The 24,114-nt window shown below is 46.9% G+C and carries 19 protein-coding genes; 7 read left to right on the forward strand and 12 right to left on the reverse strand.

The window, feature by feature from the left end; translation table 11 throughout:
* Positions 1–3 precede the first annotated feature (3 nt).
* The 6 genes from THEBA_RS05270 to THEBA_RS05295 form a co-directional block, all read right to left on the reverse strand.
* Positions 4–4,356, reverse strand: coding sequence for an LptF/LptG family permease (locus THEBA_RS05270; RefSeq protein ID WP_041928088.1), 4,353 nt, complete (start codon positions 4,354–4,356; stop codon positions 4–6).
* Between the two features lie 6 nt (positions 4,357–4,362).
* On the reverse strand, positions 4,363–5,064 hold the full coding sequence (locus THEBA_RS05275; protein ID WP_014730748.1) for a phosphate signaling complex PhoU family protein: 702 nt from the start codon (positions 5,062–5,064) through the stop codon (positions 4,363–4,365).
* Entirely contained in the window at positions 5,054–5,872 is an 819-nt protein-coding gene (locus tag THEBA_RS05280; protein WP_049794041.1) for an NAD(+)/NADH kinase, read from the reverse strand. The genes THEBA_RS05275 and THEBA_RS05280 overlap by 11 nt, the downstream gene beginning before the upstream one ends.
* 147 nt (positions 5,873–6,019) lie before the next feature.
* The gene (gene ruvB, locus THEBA_RS05285; RefSeq protein ID WP_006492778.1) at positions 6,020–7,069 is read right to left on the reverse strand and encodes a Holliday junction branch migration DNA helicase RuvB; all 1,050 of its coding nucleotides are present in this window, start codon (positions 7,067–7,069) and stop codon (positions 6,020–6,022) included.
* An 8-nt stretch (positions 7,070–7,077) separates the two neighbouring features.
* Positions 7,078–8,376 carry an asparagine--tRNA ligase gene (asnS, locus tag THEBA_RS05290; protein ID WP_006492779.1) on the reverse strand — a complete coding sequence of 433 codons (1,299 nt, stop codon included), beginning with the start codon at positions 8,374–8,376 and terminating at the stop codon, positions 7,078–7,080.
* 87 nt (positions 8,377–8,463) lie between these two features.
* A complete protein-coding gene (locus tag THEBA_RS05295) occupies positions 8,464–10,197 on the reverse strand; it encodes an S-layer homology domain-containing protein (protein ID WP_236609243.1) in 1,734 nt (577 codons plus the stop codon).
* A 111-nt stretch (positions 10,198–10,308) separates the two neighbouring features.
* On the opposite strand from THEBA_RS05295, the gene aspS reads away from it, so the two are divergent.
* The 7 genes from aspS to THEBA_RS05330 all read left to right on the forward strand — a co-directional run bounded on the left by aspS (position 10,309) and on the right by THEBA_RS05330 (position 18,499).
* Complete coding sequence (gene aspS, locus THEBA_RS05300) at positions 10,309–12,075, forward strand: aspartate--tRNA ligase (RefSeq protein ID WP_014730751.1); 1,767 nt, start codon at positions 10,309–10,311, stop codon at positions 12,073–12,075.
* A 2-nt stretch (positions 12,076–12,077) separates the two neighbouring features.
* Positions 12,078–13,601: a (d)CMP kinase gene (cmk, locus tag THEBA_RS05305; RefSeq protein WP_014730752.1), complete on the forward strand. Its 1,524-nt coding sequence runs from the start codon at positions 12,078–12,080 to the stop codon at positions 13,599–13,601.
* On the forward strand, positions 13,573–15,288 hold the full coding sequence (locus THEBA_RS05310; RefSeq protein WP_014730753.1) for a S1 RNA-binding domain-containing protein: 1,716 nt from the start codon (positions 13,573–13,575) through the stop codon (positions 15,286–15,288). Before cmk ends, THEBA_RS05310 begins: the two co-directional genes overlap by 29 nt.
* Positions 15,288–16,613 (forward strand): ribosome biogenesis GTPase Der, encoded by a 1,326-nt coding sequence (gene der, locus THEBA_RS05315; protein WP_014730754.1) that lies wholly within the window; start codon positions 15,288–15,290, stop codon positions 16,611–16,613. The genes THEBA_RS05310 and der overlap by 1 nt, the downstream gene beginning before the upstream one ends.
* On the forward strand, positions 16,610–17,233 hold the full coding sequence (gene plsY, locus THEBA_RS05320) for a glycerol-3-phosphate 1-O-acyltransferase PlsY (protein ID WP_014730755.1): 624 nt from the start codon (positions 16,610–16,612) through the stop codon (positions 17,231–17,233). Before der ends, plsY begins: the two co-directional genes overlap by 4 nt.
* 532 nt (positions 17,234–17,765) lie before the next feature.
* A complete protein-coding gene (locus tag THEBA_RS05325; protein WP_041928089.1) occupies positions 17,766–17,978 on the forward strand; it encodes a hypothetical protein in 213 nt (70 codons plus the stop codon).
* Between the two features lie 170 nt (positions 17,979–18,148).
* Positions 18,149–18,499: a hypothetical protein gene (locus THEBA_RS05330; RefSeq protein ID WP_014730757.1), complete on the forward strand. Its 351-nt coding sequence runs from the start codon at positions 18,149–18,151 to the stop codon at positions 18,497–18,499.
* 387 nt (positions 18,500–18,886) lie between these two features.
* Here THEBA_RS05330 and THEBA_RS05340 read toward each other — a convergent pair whose 3' ends face one another.
* The 6 genes from THEBA_RS05340 to atpF are packed head-to-tail and all read right to left on the reverse strand — an operon-like array spanning position 18,887 to position 24,113.
* Complete coding sequence (locus THEBA_RS05340) at positions 18,887–19,294, reverse strand: F0F1 ATP synthase subunit epsilon (RefSeq protein ID WP_006492789.1); 408 nt, start codon at positions 19,292–19,294, stop codon at positions 18,887–18,889.
* Positions 19,287–20,684, reverse strand: a complete 1,398-nt coding sequence (gene atpD, locus THEBA_RS05345; RefSeq protein ID WP_407656338.1) for a F0F1 ATP synthase subunit beta — start codon at positions 20,682–20,684, stop codon at positions 19,287–19,289. The genes THEBA_RS05340 and atpD overlap by 8 nt, the downstream gene beginning before the upstream one ends.
* 44 nt (positions 20,685–20,728) lie before the next feature.
* Positions 20,729–21,562, reverse strand: coding sequence for an ATP synthase F1 subunit gamma (gene atpG, locus THEBA_RS05350; RefSeq protein WP_006492791.1), 834 nt, complete (start codon positions 21,560–21,562; stop codon positions 20,729–20,731).
* A gap of 6 nt (positions 21,563–21,568) precedes the next feature.
* On the reverse strand, positions 21,569–23,083 hold the full coding sequence (atpA, locus tag THEBA_RS05355; protein ID WP_014730760.1) for a F0F1 ATP synthase subunit alpha: 1,515 nt from the start codon (positions 23,081–23,083) through the stop codon (positions 21,569–21,571).
* Positions 23,080–23,631: an ATP synthase F1 subunit delta gene (gene atpH, locus THEBA_RS05360; protein WP_006492793.1), complete on the reverse strand. Its 552-nt coding sequence runs from the start codon at positions 23,629–23,631 to the stop codon at positions 23,080–23,082. Before atpH ends, atpA begins: the two co-directional genes overlap by 4 nt.
* A complete protein-coding gene (gene atpF, locus THEBA_RS05365) occupies positions 23,628–24,113 on the reverse strand; it encodes a F0F1 ATP synthase subunit B (protein WP_006492794.1) in 486 nt (161 codons plus the stop codon). Before atpF ends, atpH begins: the two co-directional genes overlap by 4 nt.
* Position 24,114 lies beyond the last annotated feature (1 nt).

The following is a 24,114-nucleotide window of genomic DNA, read 5'->3' on the forward strand; positions in this document are numbered from 1 at the left end:
ACCTCAGAATCTGAACCTGAAGAACGGAGCGCCCTTGTAAAGGCCAATCACAAAGTATCTATCCTTCAGTTCCTTTATGTAGTATTTTAGTGCGATACTTTCGACTGTGTCCTGAATAGTTGTGACATCACTGCCAAAGCTTAATCTCAAGATAAGCTCCAGTGCCATACAGTGGAGATCAAAATACATCGGAGAGACCTTGGCTATCGACTCGTCCCACATTGAGATGTCTCCCGCATATGTCCCGATTTCGACAAAGCTTCTCTTTCCGCTCCCGTCAATTCCCAGTGAGAGTCTGTTCAGGACGCCTGGGGTATCTGAAATGGAACCCATAGGAAAGTAAAGCTCATTAATGTGCATTGTGAAGTACAGATCCTCGCTCTTTCTAAGCTCCATCGACAGTCCGAATTCATCAAACTTGGCGTTGGTCCCACCCAACAGTGGCTTGTTCCCGAGCTTCACGTTTGATATTCCAAAGGAATAGGCGGTATCGCCGGTCTCCGATGCCGTTGAAGTTGCAATGAAATACTCTCCTACAGATAGTGAGAAAACTGACAGCCTGGTTGACTGCCACAACAGGAATTGTGCCTGCGTTTCAGACTTTGTGAAGTACTTCTCCGGATACTTGTATTTCGAGTCGAACTCAGAAAAACCCGTAGTGAAGTCAATCGAAGCGTTTTTCCATGAAACATCGCCTATCGAGAGATCGTTGACCTCTATTTTTAGTCGATCATAGATCTTTCTCGAACCGAACAGATAGGGATATCTGAACTTGACGCCGAGTTCGGCAAAGTCCTTTACTCTAATCGAGGAGCCAAAAACAAGATCTTTGAGCATCCTTTCATCGTCCGCCACGCTTGGTGAGGCGTCGAAAGTCCAGTCGAGAGTGAATTCAAAGCTGGTCTCAGTTGCGACTTTGATTGTCAACCTCTCCTTGTTGACAAAGTCGTCAAGCTTGTCGCCGGTCTGCCAGTAAACCTTGCTTTTCGTACTGTGAGAAAAGACCTCGGAATCAAATGTGACCGAGTATGATGTCTCGGATGCCTGTGAAGTGACAGGCATAAAAACAGTCTCGGTCTTTTGACCTAGAGTCACTTCCCATAACGCGAATTCAGCCTCAGTAGTAAGAATTCCCTTGCCAAGCCAGTTCATCTCTGTTGGACTTGCCACTAGTTCTTCGTAATCCAATTCCAGGGCATAGTCAGCCTTGAATATCTCCGTATCGATACCGGTCAACAGTTTTCCCGGATGATCGAGCCTCCATTCCCTGTTTATGAAATCATAGGTAAGAACGGGGTTGTACTGAAGGCCGACATAGTACCAATCGAAAGGTCTAAAGGTAACCTCGTTCTTGAGAGTGACGGGAATTTCGTTTTTGGTTAGTTCCCAACCCTCTTCCGAGTCATATATGAAACCAGCTTCATAAGCTGGTTCTAGGATTACATCCACCGAAAGCAATCCCCATTCGCCTTTATAAAGCTCAATATCCTTGTACACACGAAGCTTCTTTCCTTCAATCTTAAATGACTTGTCGTATCTAGATTCAAAATAGAACTTAAGTTCCACCGAGACAAAGCCGTCATAAAGAATGTCGAAGGGATCTATCCAGAAAAGTTTATCTTTGTTCTTCTCATGGAGCGAATCGAAATCCAGTGCATATCTGCCGTTTACCTTCAGTTTCCCGTCATCCGAGGCATATGTCAAGTAGTTTCTTCCAATTCCTTTGTTGTCAGAGGGCATTATGATATTGAGTTCAGTAGTTGAAGCATCGAATGTGCTCTTGATATCACCGCCAATCTTCAGGTTGCCAGCGGTGAAAAGGTATTTGTTCACCTCCAGCACGAAATCCTCCATGTTCGAGGGGTCGAATAGTTCCGTTACCGTTGCCGCATTTGAGGCCAAGGTGAAGTTCAGTGAATCTACCGAAGCGTCGGCACCAAAAAGGGAGCTTTCCGTCTTCAAAACCGAGGCCTTGGTCCTCAAAGAGTACAGCACCTTATTATTCACATATCTCTGACCGAAAAGGCCGTTTACATTGAACTCCGATGTGCTTAACTTGAAGAAACCTGCATCAATACTGCCATCGGATGGTACGGTAAGGTTTTGAAGATTCACCATCCAAAGGTTCTCATCATCGTATCTTGCGAAGGCTCCAATTACGTCTAGTTCAGGCTCCCAGTCCTGAGGCGAGAGAAGCTGAACATATGCCAACTGCATCTCCGTCGCATTCATTGATTCCTTGACTGCAAACGGATCGAGCTGAGTTACTTTGTTCTTTGAGATGGTTTCACCAAGATTTATTCCACTGAATGGAGTTTGAAGTTCCTTTAACGAAGGACCGCTAAGATAAAGGGCTCCTCCCTGAATCCTCAGCCAGTCGAAAGCGGGTTTTAGCAAAACGTACGCCCCGTAACTCGTTTCCTTCTGCTGTCCGAACTGCCCGAACAGTTCCAAATCTCCCAAGGGTGTGTATAAGACGGACTTCGCAGTGAAGGCGTCTTCGGTGGAAATCCAGTCCCTGTACCAGGTTCCCTGTAGGAGTAACCAGTCCAGTTCTAAATACCGTAAAGTTATTCTTGTCTTGGCTTCGGTAATGCCGCTAAGGTCAACGTCGAAAGGCCTTCGTTCTGGGTCGTCGAGAGGAAAGTAATAAGCTGGAAGATAGAATACAGGAACATTGCCGATATACATAAGCATGTTCTGCACCGACATTCCCTTTCCAGGTGTAACTACCGCGGAGGAGACTCTGAAGCGGTAATGGGGGTGGGTCTTGTCACATGTAGTTACATATCCTTCTCCAATATTGAAGGTAGGAGATGCTTCCATAGTCGACTGCACATAGTCACCGAAGACATAAAACGGTACCTTCGAACCGGTTTTTGAAGTATCGCCTCTGGCGGCCGGAACCTCAAGTTCCGTTCTAGAGTAAACCTGCATACTTTCGACGCGCTCATTTGTCAAGTCTAGAATCAGCCTGTCCGAGAGAATAGTGGTCTCATCACTGAGCATCTTCACGTTTCCCCAGAAGGAGATCGATTCCGGAGTGGAATCCACATTTAGTATCGAAGCATTGGAGGCTTCAATCGTAGCGTTCATGGTCTCGCTGAAATACTCTACCTTGACTCCACCACCAAGTAGTATCTCCCTGCCACTCTTGGTTCCGGCAATTGTACCTCCGACGATCTTCACATTAGATCCTTCAAGGAGACCGGGAACGAGAAGAAGAAGAACAATTGCCGATACTTTCATTATTCTTGTAAACAGCTCCGACAATCTATAACTGGCTTTAGTATCGATGAGGGAGTATATTATCACACCAAGTATAGAAAAGGTAATATTCGGTATCCATGGTGCCAGGGATGGGTTTATAAGGTTCTCCTTTCCCATTCCACTCAACCAGGCTCCCGATCCCTGATAGATGACGACCAGAAGAAAGGTGAGTATGACAGACCATGACTTAGACTGAAGATTGAACATCAACGAAACAGGAACGCCAAGAAGAACAATGACGAGAGGAGCGATGGACATTGAGTACTTCTCTTGCAGAGCGACCTCGAGCGAGGAGGTATTGATCCCCGTATTCTTGAAGGCTTCGATATCATCCCTCAGTTCTTTACTTGTCTTTTCCTTTGGAGATTTGAAGCTGGCCAGATAACGTTCGATATCTTCATCTATTTCGAACTCGGCAGTGCCAAACTGCATCTCAACGCCAAGAAAGCCCGATTCGTCTGTCTGATAGATATTAGCTTTGCTCAAAATCCATTTGTTCGAAGAGATTACCGCGCTTTCCGCCGTTGTAAGCGTAACTTGACCCCTCGAAACTTCATATATGGAGACGTTCTTGAGCTCTTTCGTATCCTGATCGATTCTCCTCACGTAGATCATTCTTCCCTGGCTATCCTGCATAAATACGTTTTCCTTGAGAGTAACTTCCGGTTGCTTGTAGACGAATCTCGCCATCGCCTCATTTGCCTTTGTCGAAGCTGCCGGTACGAGATAGTCGTTCAAGAGATAAGCAAAGCCACTGAAAATAATACCTATGAGAAGAAAGGGTATAACCAACCTCTTCAAGGATATGCCGTGGGTTTGAAGGGCAATCAGTTCGTTGTCTGAGCGCATTCTTGAAAGTACCCAGAATATCGCAAGGAGTATTCCCACTGGAATTCCCAGGACAATAAACTCGGGAAGATTGTAATAAATGAGTAGAAAGAGTTTATCGATTCCAACCTTGTATCTTATAATCATATCTGAGAGATAGTAAAGCAGCTCCAAACTTACGAAGATTATGAACCCCGCGAGACCAACAAATATCGAACCCAACGCTTGAGCTCCTATATACTTTATAAGAGTCTTCAAGAAGAATCACCCCTCTTCATTCTGGGTTTCAAAATCCACAGGCTTGAAATCGTCGTTAACGCATCTATAGTGTCTTCCAGTTTCTATGTAAACTGCCGCTTCCATCAATTCCGTTGAAAGATCGGCAATCTCTTCCAGTGCACAGAAGATCATCATAAGGTCAAACGCCCTACCAACAACCGAAGGCGATTGCTCGCAATAACGAATCAGATCAGACTTCACCTCTTCTTGCATTCGATCAATAGCGTCATCGCTCTTACAGAGCCTCTCTGCTTCAGACAGAGATGGTTCAACGAGATTGTCTATTGCTCCCTTAGTCATAATCGAGACAGATTCAAACATAGACTTCATCTTGTCGTAGTATCCGATAGGCGGTCTCTTCGAAAGTGAAAGACTTGTCTCGCAAATGAAGACACACTTATCACCTATTCTCTCCAGGGCACTGACGATATTCATTGAGAGCGTCAAAAGCCTCAGCTCTTTGCCAGTTGGAGTCAATATACCCGTTAGACCAATTATCATTGCCTGCAGCTCCACCTGATGGTAATCTATCACAGAATCGGAATATATCACATCTCTCGCCTGGTGTTCATTTCGCTCTAGTACTGCGACCATTGTCTTGTTGAAGATGCTCTGGACATACCTGGCCATTCTCAAGATCTCGATTCTCAAATTACCTATTCTTTCAAGGCCTACTTTAGATATCATCCTTAAGCCGACCTCCAAAAGCGAGCCTTCTCTTGAGCAAAGCGACGAAATCGAAGCTTCCTTCCCTGAGAAGAGTCACCTTTCTATCTGAGAGTGAAACTTCAATGGTTTCCCCGGTCCTCAGTTCAGAGACGAGCTCCCCATCCACATAGGCTTCTAGAGGAAAGCCCTTGTCTTGTTTCACTTCCATTCTCACTTTTCTAGAGGCTCCTATGACTATCGATCCAACGAAGGGATTATGGGGGCATATTGGCGTTATCTGGAAGCAATTGGCCTCGGGATCAACAAGTGCGCCGCCCGCCGCCATCGTATAAGCAGTGGAGCCCGTATTTGTGGCAAAGATTATGCCATCGCCTACGACTTGGTAGCTGCTTTGCCCTGATATTTCTACTGACAAGGAGACAGTCCTGCTTGGTGTTGAACGCTCGACGACGCAATCGTTGAGAGCATATCTTACGGTTCCATCAAGGCTTATCTCCATTACATTCCTATCGACACCATCGAGTTTTCCCTCCTGCAAAAGGTCGAGGGCCGTATGCAGCATGCTGAGTTCAAAGGCAGCTAGGAATCCGACACTACCAACTCTGAAGCTCATGATGGGAAGATTGTTGAGAACAGCCATCTGTACTGCCTCGAGGACCGTTCCGTCTCCCCCAAACGTAAGGATGACATCCTGCTCCGGAACGGAACAGGAAGCACGATCTTCGCAGAAGGAAGTATCGATCTTATGTAATTCTATCTCTCTTGAAAGCCAGTCAAGCATCTCGGCGGAGATTCTGGTTCTGTTGTAGAACACTGCAGCCTTCATAACTCTCACCCCGCGATAAATGAAGGAAAACTTTCTCCTAAGCAAACTCTGAAAATGCTCTTATAAAACAAAAGATTATCCAGCAAAAATGGCCTTGTCGACTTACAGGTTCCGGTATAGATGGGCCTGTCCGAAGAAACAGCCATCCTATTCCTCTACCTCTTCTCTATGATCAGCGTAGTTCCAGAGCGGAGTATTTCTTCCCTCAAGGGGGAGGCCGAGGTGCCTGTATGCCTTTTCCGTAACCATCCTTCCCCGACTTGTCCTTACGAGGAATCCACTCTGAAGTAAGAATGGTTCATATACTTCGCTTATTGTTTCCGGCTCAATTCCTAGCGAAGCGGCAATGGCCTTTACACCTGCAGGTCCGCCGTTATAGCTTTCAATGAGAATCGATAAGAGTTTTTTGTCCATTGAATCGAGTCCTTCCGAATCTATTGAAAGCAGAGTCATTGCCGATTCAACGGTCTCCATGGTGATTTCGCTTTCACCTTCAACGGTGACGATGTCTCTTACTCTCCTTAACAGCCTATTTGCGATTCTTGGGGTACCTCGCGACCTTCTTGCGAGCAGAAGGGCTGCATCGTCCCGAATCGAAGTCCCCAAAAGGGTGGCAGAGCGTAGAATAATCTGCTTTAGATCCCTGTCCGGATAGAACTCCATTTCGAGTATCATACCGAACCTATTTCGAAGAGGAGCCCCTATGAAACCGCTTCTCGTAGTTGCACCAACTAGAGTGAAGGGATTCAGATCGAGACGTATAGATCTCGCGCTTGGTCCCTTACCAATCATTATGTCAAGCTGAAAATCCTCCATAGCCGAATACAGTATCTCTTCAACGCTTCTGTTCAGTCTGTGAATTTCATCTATGAAAAGCACATCGTCTCGCTCCAGGCCGGTTAGAATTGCGGCCAGATCTCCTTGCTTCTCTATGACAGGTCCTGAAGTAACGTATATCTCAGATCCCAGCTCGTTAGCGATTATATGGGCAAGAGTAGTCTTTCCCAGTCCCGGGGGGCCGGCCAGCAGTGTGTGGTCAAGGGCTTCACGCCGTACCTTTGCAGCCTCAATCGCCACTCGAAGCCTTTGCCTTATCTGGTTCTGACCAATATACTCCTGTAGAGTCTTAGGCCTAAGACTCTTGATTGAATTATCCTCTTGTACCTCGCCGGGCGTAAGGAAGCGTTCTTCTCGCATATAACCTCCTAAGGATGAATCCTGTAGAGCGTTCTTGCAAAGGGTATCGCTTCTCTGATGTGTTCAAGACCTGCAATCCATGCAACAATTCTTTCGATTCCCATACCGAAGCCGCTGTGTGGAACCGTACCATAGTCTCGCAGGTCGAGATACCAGTCGTATGATTCGACATCGAGACCATACTCCTGTATTCTTTCGACAAGCAAGTCGCGGTCGTGAATTCTCTCAGAAGCCCCGATTATCTCTCCATAGCCTTCTGGGGCCAGCATGTCATCACATAGGACTACTTCCGGTCTCTCGGGATCGGGCTGCATGTAGAAGGCTTTCATCATTCTTGGGTACCGTTCGACAACAACCGGTTTTTCGAACTCATTTGCAATTGCCGTTTCTTCATCGCCTCCGATGTCGTCTCCCCATTTGATATCGAACCCCTTCTTTACCAGAAGCTTTATTGCCTCGTCATAGGTTATTCTAGGGAATGGAGTCTCGATCTTCTCTAGTCTCGACGTATCTCGTCCAACAGAGCGAAGATACTCTCCGGCTCTTTCGAGAGTTTTCTTAACGACATAGGTGACGAGATCCTCCTGAAGCTTGATATTATCGTCGTGCCCGTAATACGCGACTTCTGCTTCGTTCATCCAGAACTCTATGAGATGTCTTCTTGTCTTTGATTTTTCTGCTCTGAAAGTTGGTCCAAGATTATAGACCTTTCCAAGAGCCATAGCGGCCGCTTCAAGGTAAAGCTGTCCCGTCTGCGCTAGATATGCCTTTCCATAATCGAAGTAGTCTATTTCGAATGTATTTCCGGCGCTTTCTCCAATTGACCCGGTGAATATCGGGGTGTCTACCAGGACAAAGCCCCGATCATTGTAAAACTCTCTGACGGCACGTATTATCTCATGACGAATCTTAAGAACATGGGTCTGCCGCTGAGTCCTCAGCCAAAGATGCCTGTTGTCCATAAGAAAATCAATCGAGTGGTCAGGCTTGTTAATTGGAAAGTCCTTTTCAGGGATCTGAAGAATTTCGACGTCCTCCACCAATACTTCGACTCCGCCGGGAGCTCTTTCCTCGGCCTTTACAAGACCGGTGACTATAAGGCTTGACTCCATTTTCAAGGAGGCCGCAACCTGAAAGACGCTCTCGGGCACGCTTGACTTCTCTACGATTGCCTGAACGAATCCGGAACCATCCCTCAAGAAGAGGAACTGGATCTTCCCACTCGATCTTTTTCTTCTCAGCCAACCCCTGATCTGTACGTGTTCATTTATGTGTTTACCTAGTGAAGAAATCTCTGCGACTTTCATAAGCACCTCCAGCAACAACTCGTCAGCTTCAATTATAGCAAAAACCCGGGGTTAAACCCCGGGTCAATCATTACGAAAGCTATTCTACTATCTTATTCCTGAATCAATAAGAACCCATATGGATATTCCTAGAGCAGCAAGCGAACTTACTGTAGAGAGAATCAGCCAGGGTGAAGTCTTTTTCTGAAGTGCTTCAACATCCTGTTTTGTGGCGGCGTCAACAGTGGCCTTGTTGATCTCGGCTACTCTTTCCGAGAGATTCACAATAACAGGCTGAGTCTCAAGGTCGCTAATTTTGAGGTATCTTTCAAGATTGACTACCGTTGTGTTTAGCCTCGATTCTAGTGAATCCGCTCTGGTCTTCAGTGCCTTGATCTCACTTTCGTTCTTTCCTAGCTGTGTGTTAACCGTATCCATTCCAAGAGAGATTCTGGAAAGACTCGCGTCGACGGTCACGTTAAGCATATCCATATTCTCATTAATCCTTGCCTCGAGATCACCGATGCTAGCCTGTGTTGCAGCAAAGTTCTTCGACTGCTGATCGGTAAGAGCGTTGAACTTGGAATTCAGAGCGTTAAGGTCGCTCCTGAGAGTGGATACAGTGCTAACCGAAGACTTTAGAGAAGCGAGTTCATTTTCATGGATAGTAACGATTTCGTTTATCGCATTGATGCTTCTTTGGAGATTTCCAATATCGCTCTTGATAATTCCGGTTTCAGAAGCGAAGTCGTCTCTCAGGGTTTGGAGATCCTTATACAACACTTCGCTGGAGTTTTTAACCTGCGCAAGCTCGTCGATCCCAGCATAAAGATTCAAGTTTGCCTTAAGGTCGGTCTTGGTCACGTAGTTCTGGAGATCTCCGATTTTTGCGTAATCCGAAGAAATCGCGTTCACTCTTGCCGAAAGATAATCAAGCTTATCAATCGCCTCGGTAGGAAGCTTCACATTAGCAATCTGATCTTCAAGAGAAGAGATCTTGTTCTGGAGATCTCTCACGCTCAGCACATCGCCAGAAAGTGTCGTCATTGATTCCTTGATCGATGCAATTTCGATTGCATTTGCAGATGCCCTGTTGATTATTGTGCTGAGTTTGGCATCATAGTCACTTAACGAAGAAGACAATGACCTTACAGTTGAATCAAGAGTCGAAATAGCCCTTTCGTTTGAAGAAATACTGCTCTGTATCATACTTACGTTGCCACTGAGTGTGTCAACTCTTCTAACGGCATCGTTGACCTTTGATTCCATAACCGTGAGATCAGACATGCTGTTCTGTACATTCTGTACATCAAGAGCAAGCATGTCCAGCTTTTTGGTGGTCAAGGAAAGATCTTCAACGAATTTCATGATCTGCTGTCTGAGTGATTCGACAGTGCTCTGAGATACACTCCCGTTTGTAGAGATTCCCAGAGAGCTAATTCTGTTTTCGAGAGCGGTTATTCTCAGCTGTAGATCCATGGTGTCGATAAGTCTTCCGGTGGAATCCGTCAAAGCCAGTTCCAAAGCTTCAAGTCTTGACATAACCGTACCATCTACCGCTCCGTTCTGGGGGACGGTACCCTGCCTGGCGAAGTTCAGTTCAACGTAATCGAGCGTCTTCTTTAACATGACAGCCGTCTGATACCTTGTCAGAGCATCGTTTCCATTGAAATAAGTTTTGCCGTCGGCCTGCACAATCCCGGTTAGAATACCGAGGTCAGAAAGCTTCATCACGGCATCGTAAGCCCAGTGATTTGAACTAACATCAACGTAATTGACCGCAGCGAATGCTGAAGTAAATGCCAGACCGAGAATAAGCAGTGAGGCAAGTAAAACTTTCATTTTCAATTTCTACACCTCCCCGAAGGAAATATTCTAAATGATTCTACCACAAATCTAGATTCCATCCTAGAAACTGGCATGGTAATATTATCTCTGTGGGAGGTGTTGGAGTTGAAGAAAAGAACGCACACCTGTGGGGAATTGAGGGCTTCCGACACGGGGACAGTAGTTACATTGAACGGCTGGGTCGATCGTATAAGAGACCTCGGCGGAATCAAGTTTGTTCAGGTGAGAGATAGATATGGTTTCACACAGGTGGTCTTTGATCCTCAAGATAATGAGCTTTACAACATGGCGTTGAAGTTGGGGAACGAGTTTTGCATTTCCGTAACTGGCTCCGTTAGGAAAAGACCCGATGATGCAATCAATCTTAGGCTTCCCACTGGGGAGATAGAGATTGTGGCCTCGGAGATGGGAATACTTTCAGATGCCGAAGTGCCGCCGATTTACATAAATATCGATGAAGAGTCGGCCGAAGAGATGCATCTTCGTTATAGATACCTTGATCTAAGACGGCCAAAGATGCAAAGAAACATTCTTACCCGACATAGATTCGTTCAGGCCGTTAGAGAGTACCTTAACAATAACGGCTTTGTAGATGTGGAAACACCGATCCTGGGAAAATCCACCCCAGAAGGGGCAAGAGATTTCCTCGTGCCCTCTCGTCTAAAGGCAGGCAAGTTCTATGCTCTTCCACAATCTCCTCAGATATTCAAACAGCTGCTCATGGTTGCCGGTTTCGATAGATACTATCAGATTGCCAAATGCTTCAGAGACGAGGACTTCAGGGCCGACAGGCAGCCGGAGTTCACGCAGATCGACTTGGAGATGTCCTTTGCAGATGAGGAAGATGTCTTCTCGATGACCGAAGGCTTGATGAAATATGCGTTTGAGAAGGCAGCTTCCGCCGATATCAGTACACCGTTCAGGAGATTCACGTATCAGGAGGTCGTTGAGTTCTACGGCAGCGACAAACCCGATACTAGATATGGAATGAAGATTCACGATATTACTTCGATCTTCGAAAAAACGGCTTTCAAAGTTATCTCTGATTCTATAGACAAGGGCGAGAAAGTCAAGGGTTTTATCGTAGAAAACAAGGCCGATAGATTTTCAAGAAAAAAGCTCGACGAATACACCGCATTTGCAAAAGAGAGCGGTCTTGGAGGTTTGATGTGGCTGAAAGTTGAGGGTGACGGTCTGAAGTCATCTATACTTAAGCACTGTCCAGAAGAGCTCTCGTCATTGGTCTCTCTTTTCGCTGCGAATGAAAACGACCTGATTCTATTCAGCCTAGGAGAGGGGCTTCCGCTTTCAAAGGCTCTAGGACAGATGAGGAACAAGATTATTAAAGAGGAAGAGTTCTCGGTAGAGGGATTTGAGTTTCTTTGGGTAACGGATTTTCCCATGTTTTCCTACAACGAAGAAGAGCAAAGGATAGAGGCCGAGCATCATCCCTTTACTATGCCGGATCTGGAAGATCTTGAGAAATATGGAGAAAGTGATCCTTTGAAAGTTAGATCGAAAGCCTATGATCTAGTTCTCAACGGTTACGAAATAGCGAGCGGTTCAGTCAGGATTCACAGGAGAGATATTCAAAGCAGGGTATTTGATCTAATTGGGCTTTCACGGGAAGAGGCGACGGAGAAATTCGGCTATCTGCTAGAAGCCTTCAAATACGGTCCACCTCCTCACGCAGGAATTGCTCCCGGTCTAGATAGAATCATCGCAATCATCGTTGGCGCTCAGTCTATAAGGGAAGTAATAGCATTTCCGAAGGTCGCCAGCGGCGCAGATCTGATGACCTCCGCACCTTCCGAGGTTTCGCAGAAGCAGCTTGATTTGCTTAAACTACAGTTGAAAGATACGGAGAACTGAAGTTGAGGATCGCCATCGACGGGCCGGCGGCATCGGGAAAATCTACTGTTGCAAGGCTGGTTGCTGAGAAACTGGATTTTGTTTATATTGACACGGGTGCAATGTACAGAGCACTCGCTCTGAAGGCCAAGAAAGCCGGAATTTCCTTTTCCAACGCCGATGAAATGGCTGAACTGATGAGCCATACGTATTTCTCGCTTTCGGATTCCGGTATCATCCTAGACGGAAGCCCGCTTGGTGACGAGATAAGAACCAGAGAGGTTTCGCTCCTTTCCTCAGATATCGCAAAGTATTCTTATGTACGAGATTTTTTGACTGAGCAGCAGAGGACGCTTTCAAAGCAGGGAAACGTTGTTATGGAAGGGCGAGACATCGGTACTGTTGTTATTCCCGAAGCTGAGCTTAAAATATTTCTTACTGCATCTGCCGGCGAAAGAGCCAGAAGGAGAGTTAAGCAGCTGAAATCCAGTGGGGTAGAAGCTACCTATGACGAAATTCTCGCAGAGATAGAAAGAAGGGATCTTAACGACTCGACGAGATCCGTTGCCCCACTAAAGGCGGCCTCGGATGCCATAATTCTGGACACTACAGGTATGAGTATTGAAGAAGTTGTTTCAAGAATCGTATCACTGGCGGAGAAGCGACAGAGAGTCCACCTTGCAAGGTCAGTAGGCTTCTGCTACGGAGTCGACAGGGCTGTCAGTGAGGCTGTGAAACTGCTTAAGTCGGGAAAGAAGGTATATGCAACAGGAGAAATCGTTCATAACGAGAAAGTGATGGACGATCTAAAGCAGCTGGGTCTAGAAGTAATAGATGACTGCATTTTATCTGGAAGACATGAAGGTGTCGCAATAATCAGGGCTCATGGAATCGACCCTGCTTCGGAAGAGAAATTACGGCGTGTTTTCGATGAAGTAATAGATCTGACCTGCCCTATAGTGTACAATGTATTTAGCCTGGCTGTAGATCTTCAGCGGCAAGGCAGTTTTATTGTGGTATATGGAAAGAAGAACCATGCCGAAGTAACTGCTCTTTCAGGTAGACTGAATAGGTATCTCATAGTCGAACCCGGAGAGAACTACGAGGAAGTTCTAAAAAAATTAGAAGGACTTGACCAAATTGCAATTGTCTCTCAAACGACAATGAGCAGTCTGGAATTTGAGAACTTCTCAGGGTTCGCGAAATCGCGTCTTGGAGAACGTGTCGCTGTTTATAATACGATTTGCAAGGTTACAATACAGCGTGAATCTGAAGCCGAACGTCTGGCAAAGATTTCCGATACGGTAATTGTGATAGGTGGAAAAAACAGCTCAAACACAAAGAAACTGGTAGAAATAGTCCAAAGACTCGGTAAGAGGGCACTACATGTAACAGAGCTGACTGATCTTCCTCAAGGCGATATGGGGAAGGTTGCCATAATTAGCGGCACATCAACTCCGTACGAGCAAATCCAGAAGATACTGGATTACATAGACAATAAGAGGGAGGTAACCAACAATGGAAGAGAAAATGAATCGGCAAGATGAAAACCTGAGCATGGAGGAGATATTTGAACAGATGGATGTTTCCTCAGCAAGGAAGGGAAGTAGAAAGGATGCAGAGGTTTTCTCCATTCAGCCAGACGGCTTGATGGTGATCATGGACGGAAAGCTAGACGGGTTCGTACCCGCGGATCAGCTGGTAAATGAACTGGAAGAGTACAACGTTGGAGATAAGATAGAAGTCATGGTCATTAAGACTAACGAAGAAGAGGGAAGAAGTACTGTCTCCGAGAAGAGGGTCCATGCTAGACAGGCAGTAAGCAAGGTTGAGAAGGCCTACAGAGAAGGAAAAGCGATTGACGGAAAGATCGTTTCAGAAACAAAGGCAGGATACAACGTCAGATTAGTTAAGACGGTCCCGGCCTTCCTACCCGGATCCGAGTCGGGTATCAGAAAGGGAGATCCCGCTCCAGAGGGAACGTTGAAATTCAAGGTAATAAGGTTCAAGAGACAGAGGAACGGCATAAACGTTGTTGTTTCTCTAAGGGCATTCCAGGAAGAAGCTATCAAGGCTTACTTCGAGACGATCGAAGTCGGTCAGGAGCTTGAAGGAACGGTTGAATCCATCAAGAACTTCGGCGCCTTTGTCAAGCTCAACGACAACGTGACCGCTCTTATTCCAGCCTCAGAGATGAGTTGGGATCCCAGTGTAAGAATCAGCGATCTTCTCAAGCCTGGGCAGACGGTCAGGACCAAAGTAATCGGGGTCGATGAAGCTGAAAAGAAAATCTCCCTTTCTCTCAAGCAGATGACTGAAGACCCCTGGTCCACACTGAAAGACAGGTATGAGGTTGACTCTACAGTAGTGGGAACCGTTAAGAATATCACCCCATTCGGATTCTTTGTTTCGCTCGAACCCGGAGTAGAGGGTTTGGTTCACATCTCAGAAGTCTTCTGGGGAAACATCAAGAAGGATCTCAAGAGCGTTGTGGAAGTGGGAGACGAAGTCAAAGTAACCATCAAGGAAATCAATGAGGAAAAGAGAACTCTCTCTCTTTCTTACAGAGAAGCTATGGGAGATCCTTGGCAGAACATAGGCGACAAGTACAAGGAAGGTGACATCCTCAAGGCGAAGACTGCAAAGGTACTTCCTACTGGCGTCATTCTCGAGCTTGAAGAGTATGTTTCAGGATTTGTACCGGTTTCCGAAGTCTCCTGGAACTTTGTCGACAGAATCGAAGATGTTGTGAAAGAAGGAGACGAGATAGAAGTCAAGATCCTTTCAATAGACTCCGTAAACAGAAGAATGAGACTGAGTATAAAACAGGCCTATTCCGACCCCTGGGAAAAGGTTTCGGCCGAACTATCGGTCGGTGACCACGTGACTGGAACTGTCACAAGGCTCACGAAGTCCGGCGCGATAGTCTTGATTGACTCTTACGGAGTTGAAGCCTTCCTTCCTGTCTCTCAGGTTTCTCTAGAAAGGACAGAGAATATCGAAGATTCCGTACAGGTTGGTAGACATGACCAGTTCAAAATAATCAGGCTTGTCTACGATCCCGACAACGACACAAGAAACATGGTAGTTTCCATAAGACAGCTTATAAAGGACAAAGAGGCTGCCGAGACTGATAAGGCCCTCAAGGATCTGAACGGAAATGGATCGGTTAACTCCAACAGTTTGGGAGAAATGATAAAGAACCAGCTCGAGGAAGAAGGAGAAAGCCTCTAGTGGCTACCGTCCTGATAATTGGACGACCAAATGTTGGAAAGTCAACTCTCTTCAATAGGCTTGTTGGTGGTAGAAGGGCCATAGTTGATGATCTTCCCGGTGTGACGCGTGATTTCACAGTGGGTAGAGTCAACTGGCAGCAGCGAACATTTCAGCTTGTCGATACCTGTGGCCTTTTCGAAAATCCCGAGAATATAGTTGAAGAAAAGATGAAAGAGGTCACCCTCGAACTACTGAGCGAGGGTGACCTTATTCTGTTCGTCGTTGATGGAAGATTTGGCCTCACTAGTGCTGATCAAGTGCTAGCGGACTACTTGAGAAAGCAGAGAATTGAAGTAATCTTCGTTGCAAATAAGGTGGAGAATCCAGAGTCTTTCTATTCAAATATGGGAAACGAGATCTTTTCACTTGGTTTCGGAGATCCGATCAAGATTTCTGCCGCTCACGGCCTCAATATCGATTTACTTCTCGACGAGATTTTTGAGAGGTTGGAAACATTGGGCCACTCTGTCCATTTAGAAAGCAATGACGAATCTGAGCTCAAGATTGCGATTGTTGGGAAGCCCAACGCTGGAAAATCCTCGATCTTCAACTGGATTGTCGGAAGCCCAAGAAGTCTAGTTACTGAAGTATCCGGCACAACTCGTGATACTGTTGACGAGACGGTGGAGGTTGATGGCATTCCAATCACATTTATAGACACCGCAGGAATTAGGAAGAAGTCCAAAGTAAAAGTTATGAACGTAGAGTACTACAGTGTCATGAGGGCTATTGATGCACTCGAGAGATCGGATATCATGGTGATGGTGATCGATTCGGCGGACGGGGTTGGAAATCAGGATCAGCGAATCGCTGGCCTGGCAGAAAAGAATGGGAAGGCGACAATTGCGGTTTTCAACAAGTGTGATCTTGTAGATGAAAGAAGAAGAAAGGCACTACTAAGAACCTTCAAGCAGGATCTTTATTTCATAGATTACAGCCCGGTGATCTTTACCTCTACACTGACCGGCGAAGGAATGGACGAGCTAATCGACAGCATAAAGCTGGTAAGCAAGAAGATCGACCTGAGATTGCCGACTGGACTTCTTAACACCATTCTTCAAAGATACTCTGAAGGGACCCCTGCCCCAGGTAAGGGGAAAAAACGGGGCAAGATTTATTATGGATCGCAGATCGCCAGTAGACCCCCAATAATCATGCTAAATGTGAACGATCCTTCACTTTTCAGCGAACCTTATCTGCGAGGCATAAGGAATACGATTCGTTTGAATTTCGATCCATTCGAAGGGACTCCGATCTTCTTGAAACTCAGGAGGAAGAGATGAGGTATCTTCTATTTGCCTTGGTCGGATATGTCATGGGCTCTATTCCATTCAGTTTCATTGTTCCACTTGTCAAAGGTGTGAACATCACAAAGGTTGGAAGCGGAAACGTAGGTGGAACGAATGTACTAAGGAGCATGGGCGGGTATGCCGGGGCCGTCGCAATGATTCTCGATGGAGTGAAGGCTTTTCTTCCCGTACTGATAGCTCGGGCGGTCTTTGGAGTCTCTCTGCCAGAAGGAATGATGATAGGTTTCTTCGCAGCAGTTGGTCACAGCTACTCGATATTTCTGAAGTTTAGAGGCGGTAAGGCTGTGGCCTGTACCGTGGGAACGCTTTCCGGAACCCTTCCGTGGTACGTGGCAGTCTTTTTTGGCATCTGGATTCCCATTGTTCTCGTTACCCAATACGTTTCTCTCGGATCACTCTTGGCTCTGGCTATCCTCTCCGGAATACTCTTTCTCACAGAGGGGTATGCGGTTGGCCTATGGATGCTGGCCTTCTTCGGACTCTCACTCTTCAGACACAGAAAAAACGTTCTGGCCCTCTTTAGAGGTGAGGAAAGAAAAACCGATCTCATCGCTGCCTTCAAGCGGAAACGCAACGAAATGAAAAATCGTTAGGCAGTTTCCTGGATGCATCTGTGAAAAGCTGCTCGTGGTCGCCAGTCGCGCTAAGTGCAGCCAGTCCTTGCTTCGCAAAGGCCAATTCCGACTTCGTAGGTAAAAAATCCGCAAGGCGATTGCTGTGGATTGCAGATCGCTGCTGAAAAACCGTTTTCGTCCATCCCAGAGAACGACCAGCCCTTTGGAAGAGCAATAAGAGCGGTTCTTCGTTTGTCGAAGAGAGTTTGTCCTTGGTTCCAGATCGAGGATTTGTTTTTCGTTCTTGAATAAGGTCAAAAAACCATGACCTAGATGCTGAAACAAGTTCAGCTGACGGATTTAGACGCTTTCGGAACAAGCATTCGTTGTCGTTCCACGGAGCCTGCCCTGAAGCTTGCCCCAATATGCACCTGTTTGGGGTCTCTGTTCAGGCAAACTGCACGAAATCTCATGTCTTCAAGCTTCTTACCTCTGCCCTCTCACATCTTTTTTCCATGAACCTGGACGCGTAGCGTCGGAACGAAGAACCGGTCCTCTTGTCGGAGGACCGTTGACGGACAACATAGCCTTCACAGCGTTCAGCGGGTTTTGGTTCTTAAGCGTACAGCAGTTCTTTGGGCGAGATCCCGTACAGGAGCACTACGGGATGACAGAAGAGGAGTTCGTCGGGGGAGACTCTACGGGATGTCAGTATTACTCCCTTCACGTCATCCTGACAATGCTCCTGGTCAGGATCCCTGTCCCTCGCGAAAAAGGGACGTGAGGAGGATCGTCAGTCCCTATTTTCGCTCTCGTCTTCTCGTGAGCGAAGCGAACTCTCGAACATACGCTTTCTCGGCTCTTGTAAGCGTTCAGCGATCAGCGAAAAGCGGGTCTTTGATGGGAGATCCCGTACAGGAGCACAACGGGATGACAGCAGGAGGGCATTAGGCGATGACACCCCCAAACGTCATCCTGACAATGCTCCTGGTCAGGATCCCTGTCCCTCGCGAAAAAGGGACTCCATTTTTCACGAAAGAGCGAGAACAGGAGAGAGAAGAAGAGAGGAAAAGAGAGAAAGGGAGAGAAGAGAGAGAGAAAAAGAGATTGAAAACACGCGAGAAGTCTCGCCTTCTCGTGAGCGAAGCGAACTCTCGAACATACGCTTTGTCGGCTCTTGTAAGCGTTCAGCGATCAGCGAAAAGCGGGTCTTTGAAAAGCGGGTCTTTGATGAAAGATCCCGTACAGGAGCACTACGAGATGACAGAAGAGGAGTTCGTCGGGGCAGACTCTACGGGATGTTAGTATTACTCGCTTCACGTCATCCCGACAATGGTCCTGGTCAGGATCTCTGCCCCTCGCGAAAAAGGGACTCCATTTTTCACGAAAGAGCGAGAACAGGAGAGAGAAGAAGAGAGGAAGAGAGAGAAAAAGAGATTGAAAACACGCGAGAAGTCTCGCCTTCTCGTGAGCGAAGCGAACTCTCGACAATGGATTTTCTCCGTTTTCTCTTTGGAGAAACTAGATGCTGAAATACGACGGGACGTGCCGGTTTCACGAAGGCTACCAAGGGGCCGAAGCAATTTAGGTATGACGGCATTTGACTTCTTTTTATTCTTTGGTTTGCAACTTGGAACAAACAACATGTAACTGCTCTTTCGAAGGAGGGGTTCACAATCTTAGACGGGCAACTTATCCCCTCGAACCAATCTTGATTCTCAACATGTGCCTCTGAAGTTTGGCCTCGTTTCGGGCGCGTTCGCGCCTTGACTTGCTTACCTGGAGCAACTCCTCTGCCCTTTTCAGTCGCTGCTTCGCACGCTCAACACTGATTTCTTCCGGAGTTTCCGCAGCATCTGTCACAATTGTAAGTCCTTCTCTTTCCTGAAGGACATAGCCACCGTGAACGGCAAACTGAAGAGTGTTAGAGCCGGACCGTACTTTCATTACATCAACGGTCAGTTCCATCAATGCAGGGGCCCTTTCGGGCAGATAACCTATCTCACCTTCTGTCGACCGGAACGAGATAAAATCTGCATCGCCCTCCCATTCTATTCCGTAGGGAGTTATAATTCTGATTTTTAAGGCCACTTCACTCATCCTTCGTAAGATTCTTTGCCTTTTCTTTTGCCTCGTCGATAGTCCCAACCATCATGAATGCCTGTTCAGGCAGGGAATCGTGTTTGCCTTCTAGAATCTCTTTGAAGCCCCTGATTGTTTCGGAGATGGGAACGTATTTACCCTCCATGTTACTAAATTTTTCAGCAACAAAGAATGGCTGGGTCAGGAATCTCTGGATCTTTCTCGCTCTTTGGACAGTAAGCTGGTCTTCCTCGGAGAGTTCTTCCATTCCTAGAATCGCTATAATGTCTTGAAGGTCCTTATATCTCTGAAGAACCTCCTGGACCCTTCTTGCGACCTGATAATGTTCTTGACCTACAACGACTGGATCGAGATTTTTTGAGGTGGAGTCGAGCGGATCGACGGCTGGATAAAGCCCCTGTTCGGCTATCGAACGAGAAAGGTTTACCGTGGCGTCGAGATGACTGAATGTAGTGGCTGGCGCCGGATCCGTGAAATCATCGGCCGGAACGTAAATTGCCTGAACCGAAGTGATAGAACCCGATCTTGTCGAGGTAATTCTCTCCTGAAGGTTTCCCATTTCTGTCGCGAGTGTCGGCTGGTAACCGACGGCGGACGGCATTCTTCCGAGAAGTGCCGAGACTTCAGAACCGGCCTGAACGAATCGGAAAATATTGTCTATGAATACAAGTACGTCCTTCTTCTGTACATCTCTGAAATACTCTGCCATCGTTATGGCGGAGAGACCTACCCTGAATCTCGCTCCGGGTGGTTCATTCATCTGCCCGAAGACAAGAGCGGTGTTCTCGATAACGCCGGCCTCCTGCATATCCAGCCACAAGTCGTTTCCCTCTCTCGTTCTCTCACCGACTCCCGCAAAGACCGATAGACCCTTCTGCTCGATCGCGAAGTTTCTTATGAGTTCCATGACGAGGACGGTTTTTCCGACTCCCGCTCCTCCCGAGAAGCCAATCTTCCCACCTTTGCTGAAGGGTGCGAGAAGATCGATGACCTTTATTCCCGTTTCAAGTATCTCGACTTCAGTCTGCTGATCGGTGACCGACGGAGCCGCTCTGTGTATTTCCCAGTGATCGGAAAACTTCACCTCACCCTTCTCATCTATCGGTTCACCGAGTAGATTGAACATTCTACCAAGAATCTCTTCTCCCACAGGAACCGTCACCTGGCTTCCCGTATCAATGACTTCCTGCCCCCTTACCAATCCATCGGTGCTGTCCATTGCTATCGCCCTTACGCTGTTGTCACCTATCAACTGGGCAACTTCAAGGACTATCTCTTTATTTAAGAATTCGTTCTTCACTTTCAGAGCATTAAGAATGTCGGGTAGCATTGCTCCCTCGAACGATATGTCCACGACAGGTCCGGTTATTGCAATGACCTTGCCAATGTTCTGTTTATTTTTGTCGGGCACACTCACACCTCCAAAATCAATTAACCGTTTAGTGCTTCAGCGCCGTTAACGACCTCAATTATCTCTTGAGTAATATTCGACTGACGCAGTTTATTTCTGACCAGTGTCAACTGCTGAATCATGTTCTTAGCGTTTTCCGTCGCGTTCTTCATTGCATTTTGTCTTGAAAATAGTTCTCCGACCTTTGTTTCATACATGCCAAGAAGAACTTTTGCAACCAGCCAGGAATTCAGGACGTCCTTGAACAATACATCGATCTCTGGCTCAAAGTCAAAGAAATCGTTGTCGGGCCTGCTGAATTCATCAAGGGGAAGAAGCTTCACAGCTTTCGGTATTTGCGCCAGAGGGTTCTTGAAACTGCTGTAGACCATCCTTAGACCCCCAGCGTGCTCGCTCTCCATAATGTCAAGAGCATCATCGACTATTATGGCCGCTTCGTCCAGATCGGGAGTGTCGTAGAAATGGCTGAAAGAACTGATAGGTATGTCACCCTTCTTGAAAAAGCTTTCGGCCTTGATGCCTACCGTCACAATGTGCCTGATATCTGAGTTAGTTATCTCCCGTTCGGCGGCTTTCATTATTTCGGCGTTGAAAGCGCCCGCAAGGCCCATATCCGAACTGATTACCAGAAGAATCTCTCCTTCGCCCTCAATCTTCGGGTGGCTTGTATCACCAAAGTAAGCTCTGATTAAGGCTCTCTCCATAGCCCTTTCGTAGAGCCTCACAAATTTCAGTCCCTTTTGAATCTTGTTGATCTTTGCCCGCGCGACCATCTCCATGGCGCGGGTAATCTGCATCGTCGAGTTTGTTGACTCGATGCGTTTCTTTATCGCACGCAGTTTACCCTTGCTCACGCTCAATCATCCTCGCTCTGCAAAGAGTTTCAAGGTTTCCTCGATAGCCTTCTTCAAAAGCTTCTCCGTCTCTTCTTCGATGACCTTCTTCTCTCTTATGGAAGCCAAAACATTCGAATAGGAAGCTCGCAAGGTTTTCAAAAGAGTAGTCTCGAATGTCGATACCCTGGAAGTATCAAGGTCGTCAAGGTAACCTTTCGTGCCGGCATAGAGAACGACTACTTGCTCTTCTACCGGCATCGGCACGTACTGGTCTTGCTTGAGAAGCTCGGTTAGCTTTTCTCCCCTCGTCAACTGGTCTCTGGTTGCCTTGTCGAGTTCCGTAGCGAACTGTGCAAAGGAAAGCAAGTCTCTATACTGGGCCAGCTCAATTCTCAAACTGCCGGCAATCTTCTTCATGGCTTTGATCTGCGCAGCGCCCCCTACCCTTGAAACCGACAATCCAACGTTTATTGCGGGCCTGTTACCGGCATAGAAGAGGTTGGGATCCAGGTAGATCTGCCCATCCGTAATTGATATGACGTTTGTCGGTATGTATGCGGAAACGTCATTTGCCTGTGTCTCAATTATCGGCAGGGCAGTCAAAGAGCCACCGCCGAAATTCTCGTTGAGTCTGGCGGCTCTCTCAAGCAATCTTGAATGCAGGTAAAAGACATCTCCGGGATAGGCTTCTCTTCCAGGCGGCCTTCTGAGAAGTAGAGATAGTTCTCTGTAAGCAGATGCGTGTTTTGAAAGATCGTCATAGATCACGAGCGAATCCTGTCCTTCGAACATGAAGTGTTCGCCCATCGCAGCTCCTGCATAGGGTGCCAGATAAGAAAGCGCGGCAGTGTCTGAAGCTGAAGCGAAGACTATCGTTGTATATTCCATTGCCCCAAACTGATTAAGCTTGTCGATAATCCTTGCAAGGGCTGCCGTTTTCTGGCCGATAGCAACATATATGCACTTAACGTTCTGACCTTTCTGATTGATAATCGTATCGATAGCTATTGCTGTCTTACCTGTCTGTCTGTCTCCAATAATTAGCTCTCTCTGGCCACGGCCAATTGGGATCGTAGCATCTATCGCCTTTATTCCCGTCTGAAGAGGGGTGTCTACTGGCTTTCTCATGACGACACCTGTTGCCTTTACGTCGACAGGTCTGAAGCTCTTCGTATCGATCGGTCCCTTTCCATCCAGTGGAATTCCCAGGGGATTAACCACTCTACCGAGAAGCTCGGGTCCCGTAGGGACTTCCATAATTCTGGCCGTTCTTCGAACCAGGTCTCCTTCTTTTATCTCTTTGTATCCCCCAAGAATAACGATACCAACGTTGTCCTCTTCAAGGTTCAGTGCAAGACCGTAGACACCGTTATCGAACTTGACAAGTTCGTTTGCCATAACCCCTTTCAGACCATAGGCTCTCGCTATGCCATCGCCGATCTGAATTACCTTTCCGGCTTCAAAATAATCAAACTCTATGTCAGTCTTCTCTAGCTGATTCTGTATTACTTTCGTGATCTCAGATGGACTGATCTTCACTCAATCACCTCCCGAGGGCCCGAGCGCAGCTCCTGGCTCACTCTTTTTAAACGACCACTGAGACTAGTGTCGATTACCTCATCACTGAATCTAATTACGTATCCCGCAATCAACGAAGGATCCACAGTTACTTTCAACAAACCCTGCATCCCTGTTTTTTCTCTTACCTTCTCCAGTATGGCCTCTTCCTCTTCTGAAGTAAGTTCAACTGCAGAATCGACCTCAACATTTATCATTCTGCCTTCAACTAGGAGCCTTGCGGAAAAAGCGTTCTCGATGTCGGGAAGGAGCTCAAGCCTCTTCATCGAAACCAGAAGCGCTGCCAATCTTTCGATCTGCTTCAGAGGTCTTTGGACAAAACTCAGGAGTATTCCCGTCTTTTTTTCACCCTGAACTGTGGGATCGAAAAGAAACTTCGAGAGCTCCTCGTTCGAGATGCTCTGAGAGAGTTGCTGAAGTTGAGAAAGAGCTGTCTCTCGGTTTTCTGAAGGCAGACTATCGAAAAGAGCGTTAGCATACTTCGAAGCCAGCGAAAGAATTCTCTTCACTCCTTATCCCCCATGCTCTCAAGAATTCTCCTGGCGTACTGTTTTCTCGCAGCCTCGTCCATATCCTTCTGGAGAAATTTCCCCACCATGGCAACTGCAGCAGTTACTATCGCACCCTTAATTTCACCGGCGGCCTCTTCTCGCTCCCGTTGAATCTGCAGTTCTGCAGCCTTGTACATCCTCTGTATTTCCTGCTGCGCTCCTTCTCTGGCCTGTCTCACGATTTCCTCTGCCTGTCTCTCGGCCTGTGAGATTATCTCATTGGAGGATGATCGCGCCTCTTGAATCTTCGCCTCGTATTCTCTCTTGAGGTCGTTTGCTTCAGTTCTCAGCTTTTCGGCCTCGGCAATTTCACCGCTGATTTTCTCTTTTCGCTGCTTCATGATATCGAAGAACTTGTCGAAAAGAAGCTTCTTCAGAACGAAAAAGAGCAGCAAAAAGTTCAGTATCGACAATATGGCTGTCAAATTCAGTTCAATCAAG

The organism is Mesotoga prima MesG1.Ag.4.2, assembly GCF_000147715.2.
Taxonomy (GTDB): domain Bacteria; phylum Thermotogota; class Thermotogae; order Petrotogales; family Kosmotogaceae; genus Mesotoga; species Mesotoga prima.

What these genes read in the sequence shown, in the direction of transcription:
- THEBA_RS05310 (WP_014730753.1), top strand. Translation starts at nt 13,573, where the DNA reads ATGGAAGAGAAAATGAATCGGCAAGATGAAAACCTGAGCATGGAGGAG.
- plsY (WP_014730755.1), top strand. Translation starts at nt 16,610, where the DNA reads ATGAGGTATCTTCTATTTGCCTTGGTCGGATATGTCATGGGCTCTATT.
- THEBA_RS05330 (WP_014730757.1), top strand. Translation starts at nt 18,149, where the DNA reads ATGACACCCCCAAACGTCATCCTGACAATGCTCCTGGTCAGGATCCCT.
- asnS (WP_006492779.1), bottom strand. Translation starts at nt 8,376, where the DNA reads ATGAAAGTCGCAGAGATTTCTTCACTAGGTAAACACATAAATGAACAC.
- THEBA_RS05275 (WP_014730748.1), bottom strand. Translation starts at nt 5,064, where the DNA reads ATGATATCTAAAGTAGGCCTTGAAAGAATAGGTAATTTGAGAATCGAG.
- ruvB (WP_006492778.1), bottom strand. Translation starts at nt 7,069, where the DNA reads ATGCGAGAAGAACGCTTCCTTACGCCCGGCGAGGTACAAGAGGATAAT.
- THEBA_RS05295 (WP_236609243.1), bottom strand. Translation starts at nt 10,197, where the DNA reads ATGAAAGTTTTACTTGCCTCACTGCTTATTCTCGGTCTGGCATTTACT.
- THEBA_RS05280 (WP_049794041.1), bottom strand. Translation starts at nt 5,872, where the DNA reads ATGAAGGCTGCAGTGTTCTACAACAGAACCAGAATCTCCGCCGAGATG.
- THEBA_RS05340 (WP_006492789.1), bottom strand. Translation starts at nt 19,294, where the DNA reads ATGAGTGAAGTGGCCTTAAAAATCAGAATTATAACTCCCTACGGAATA.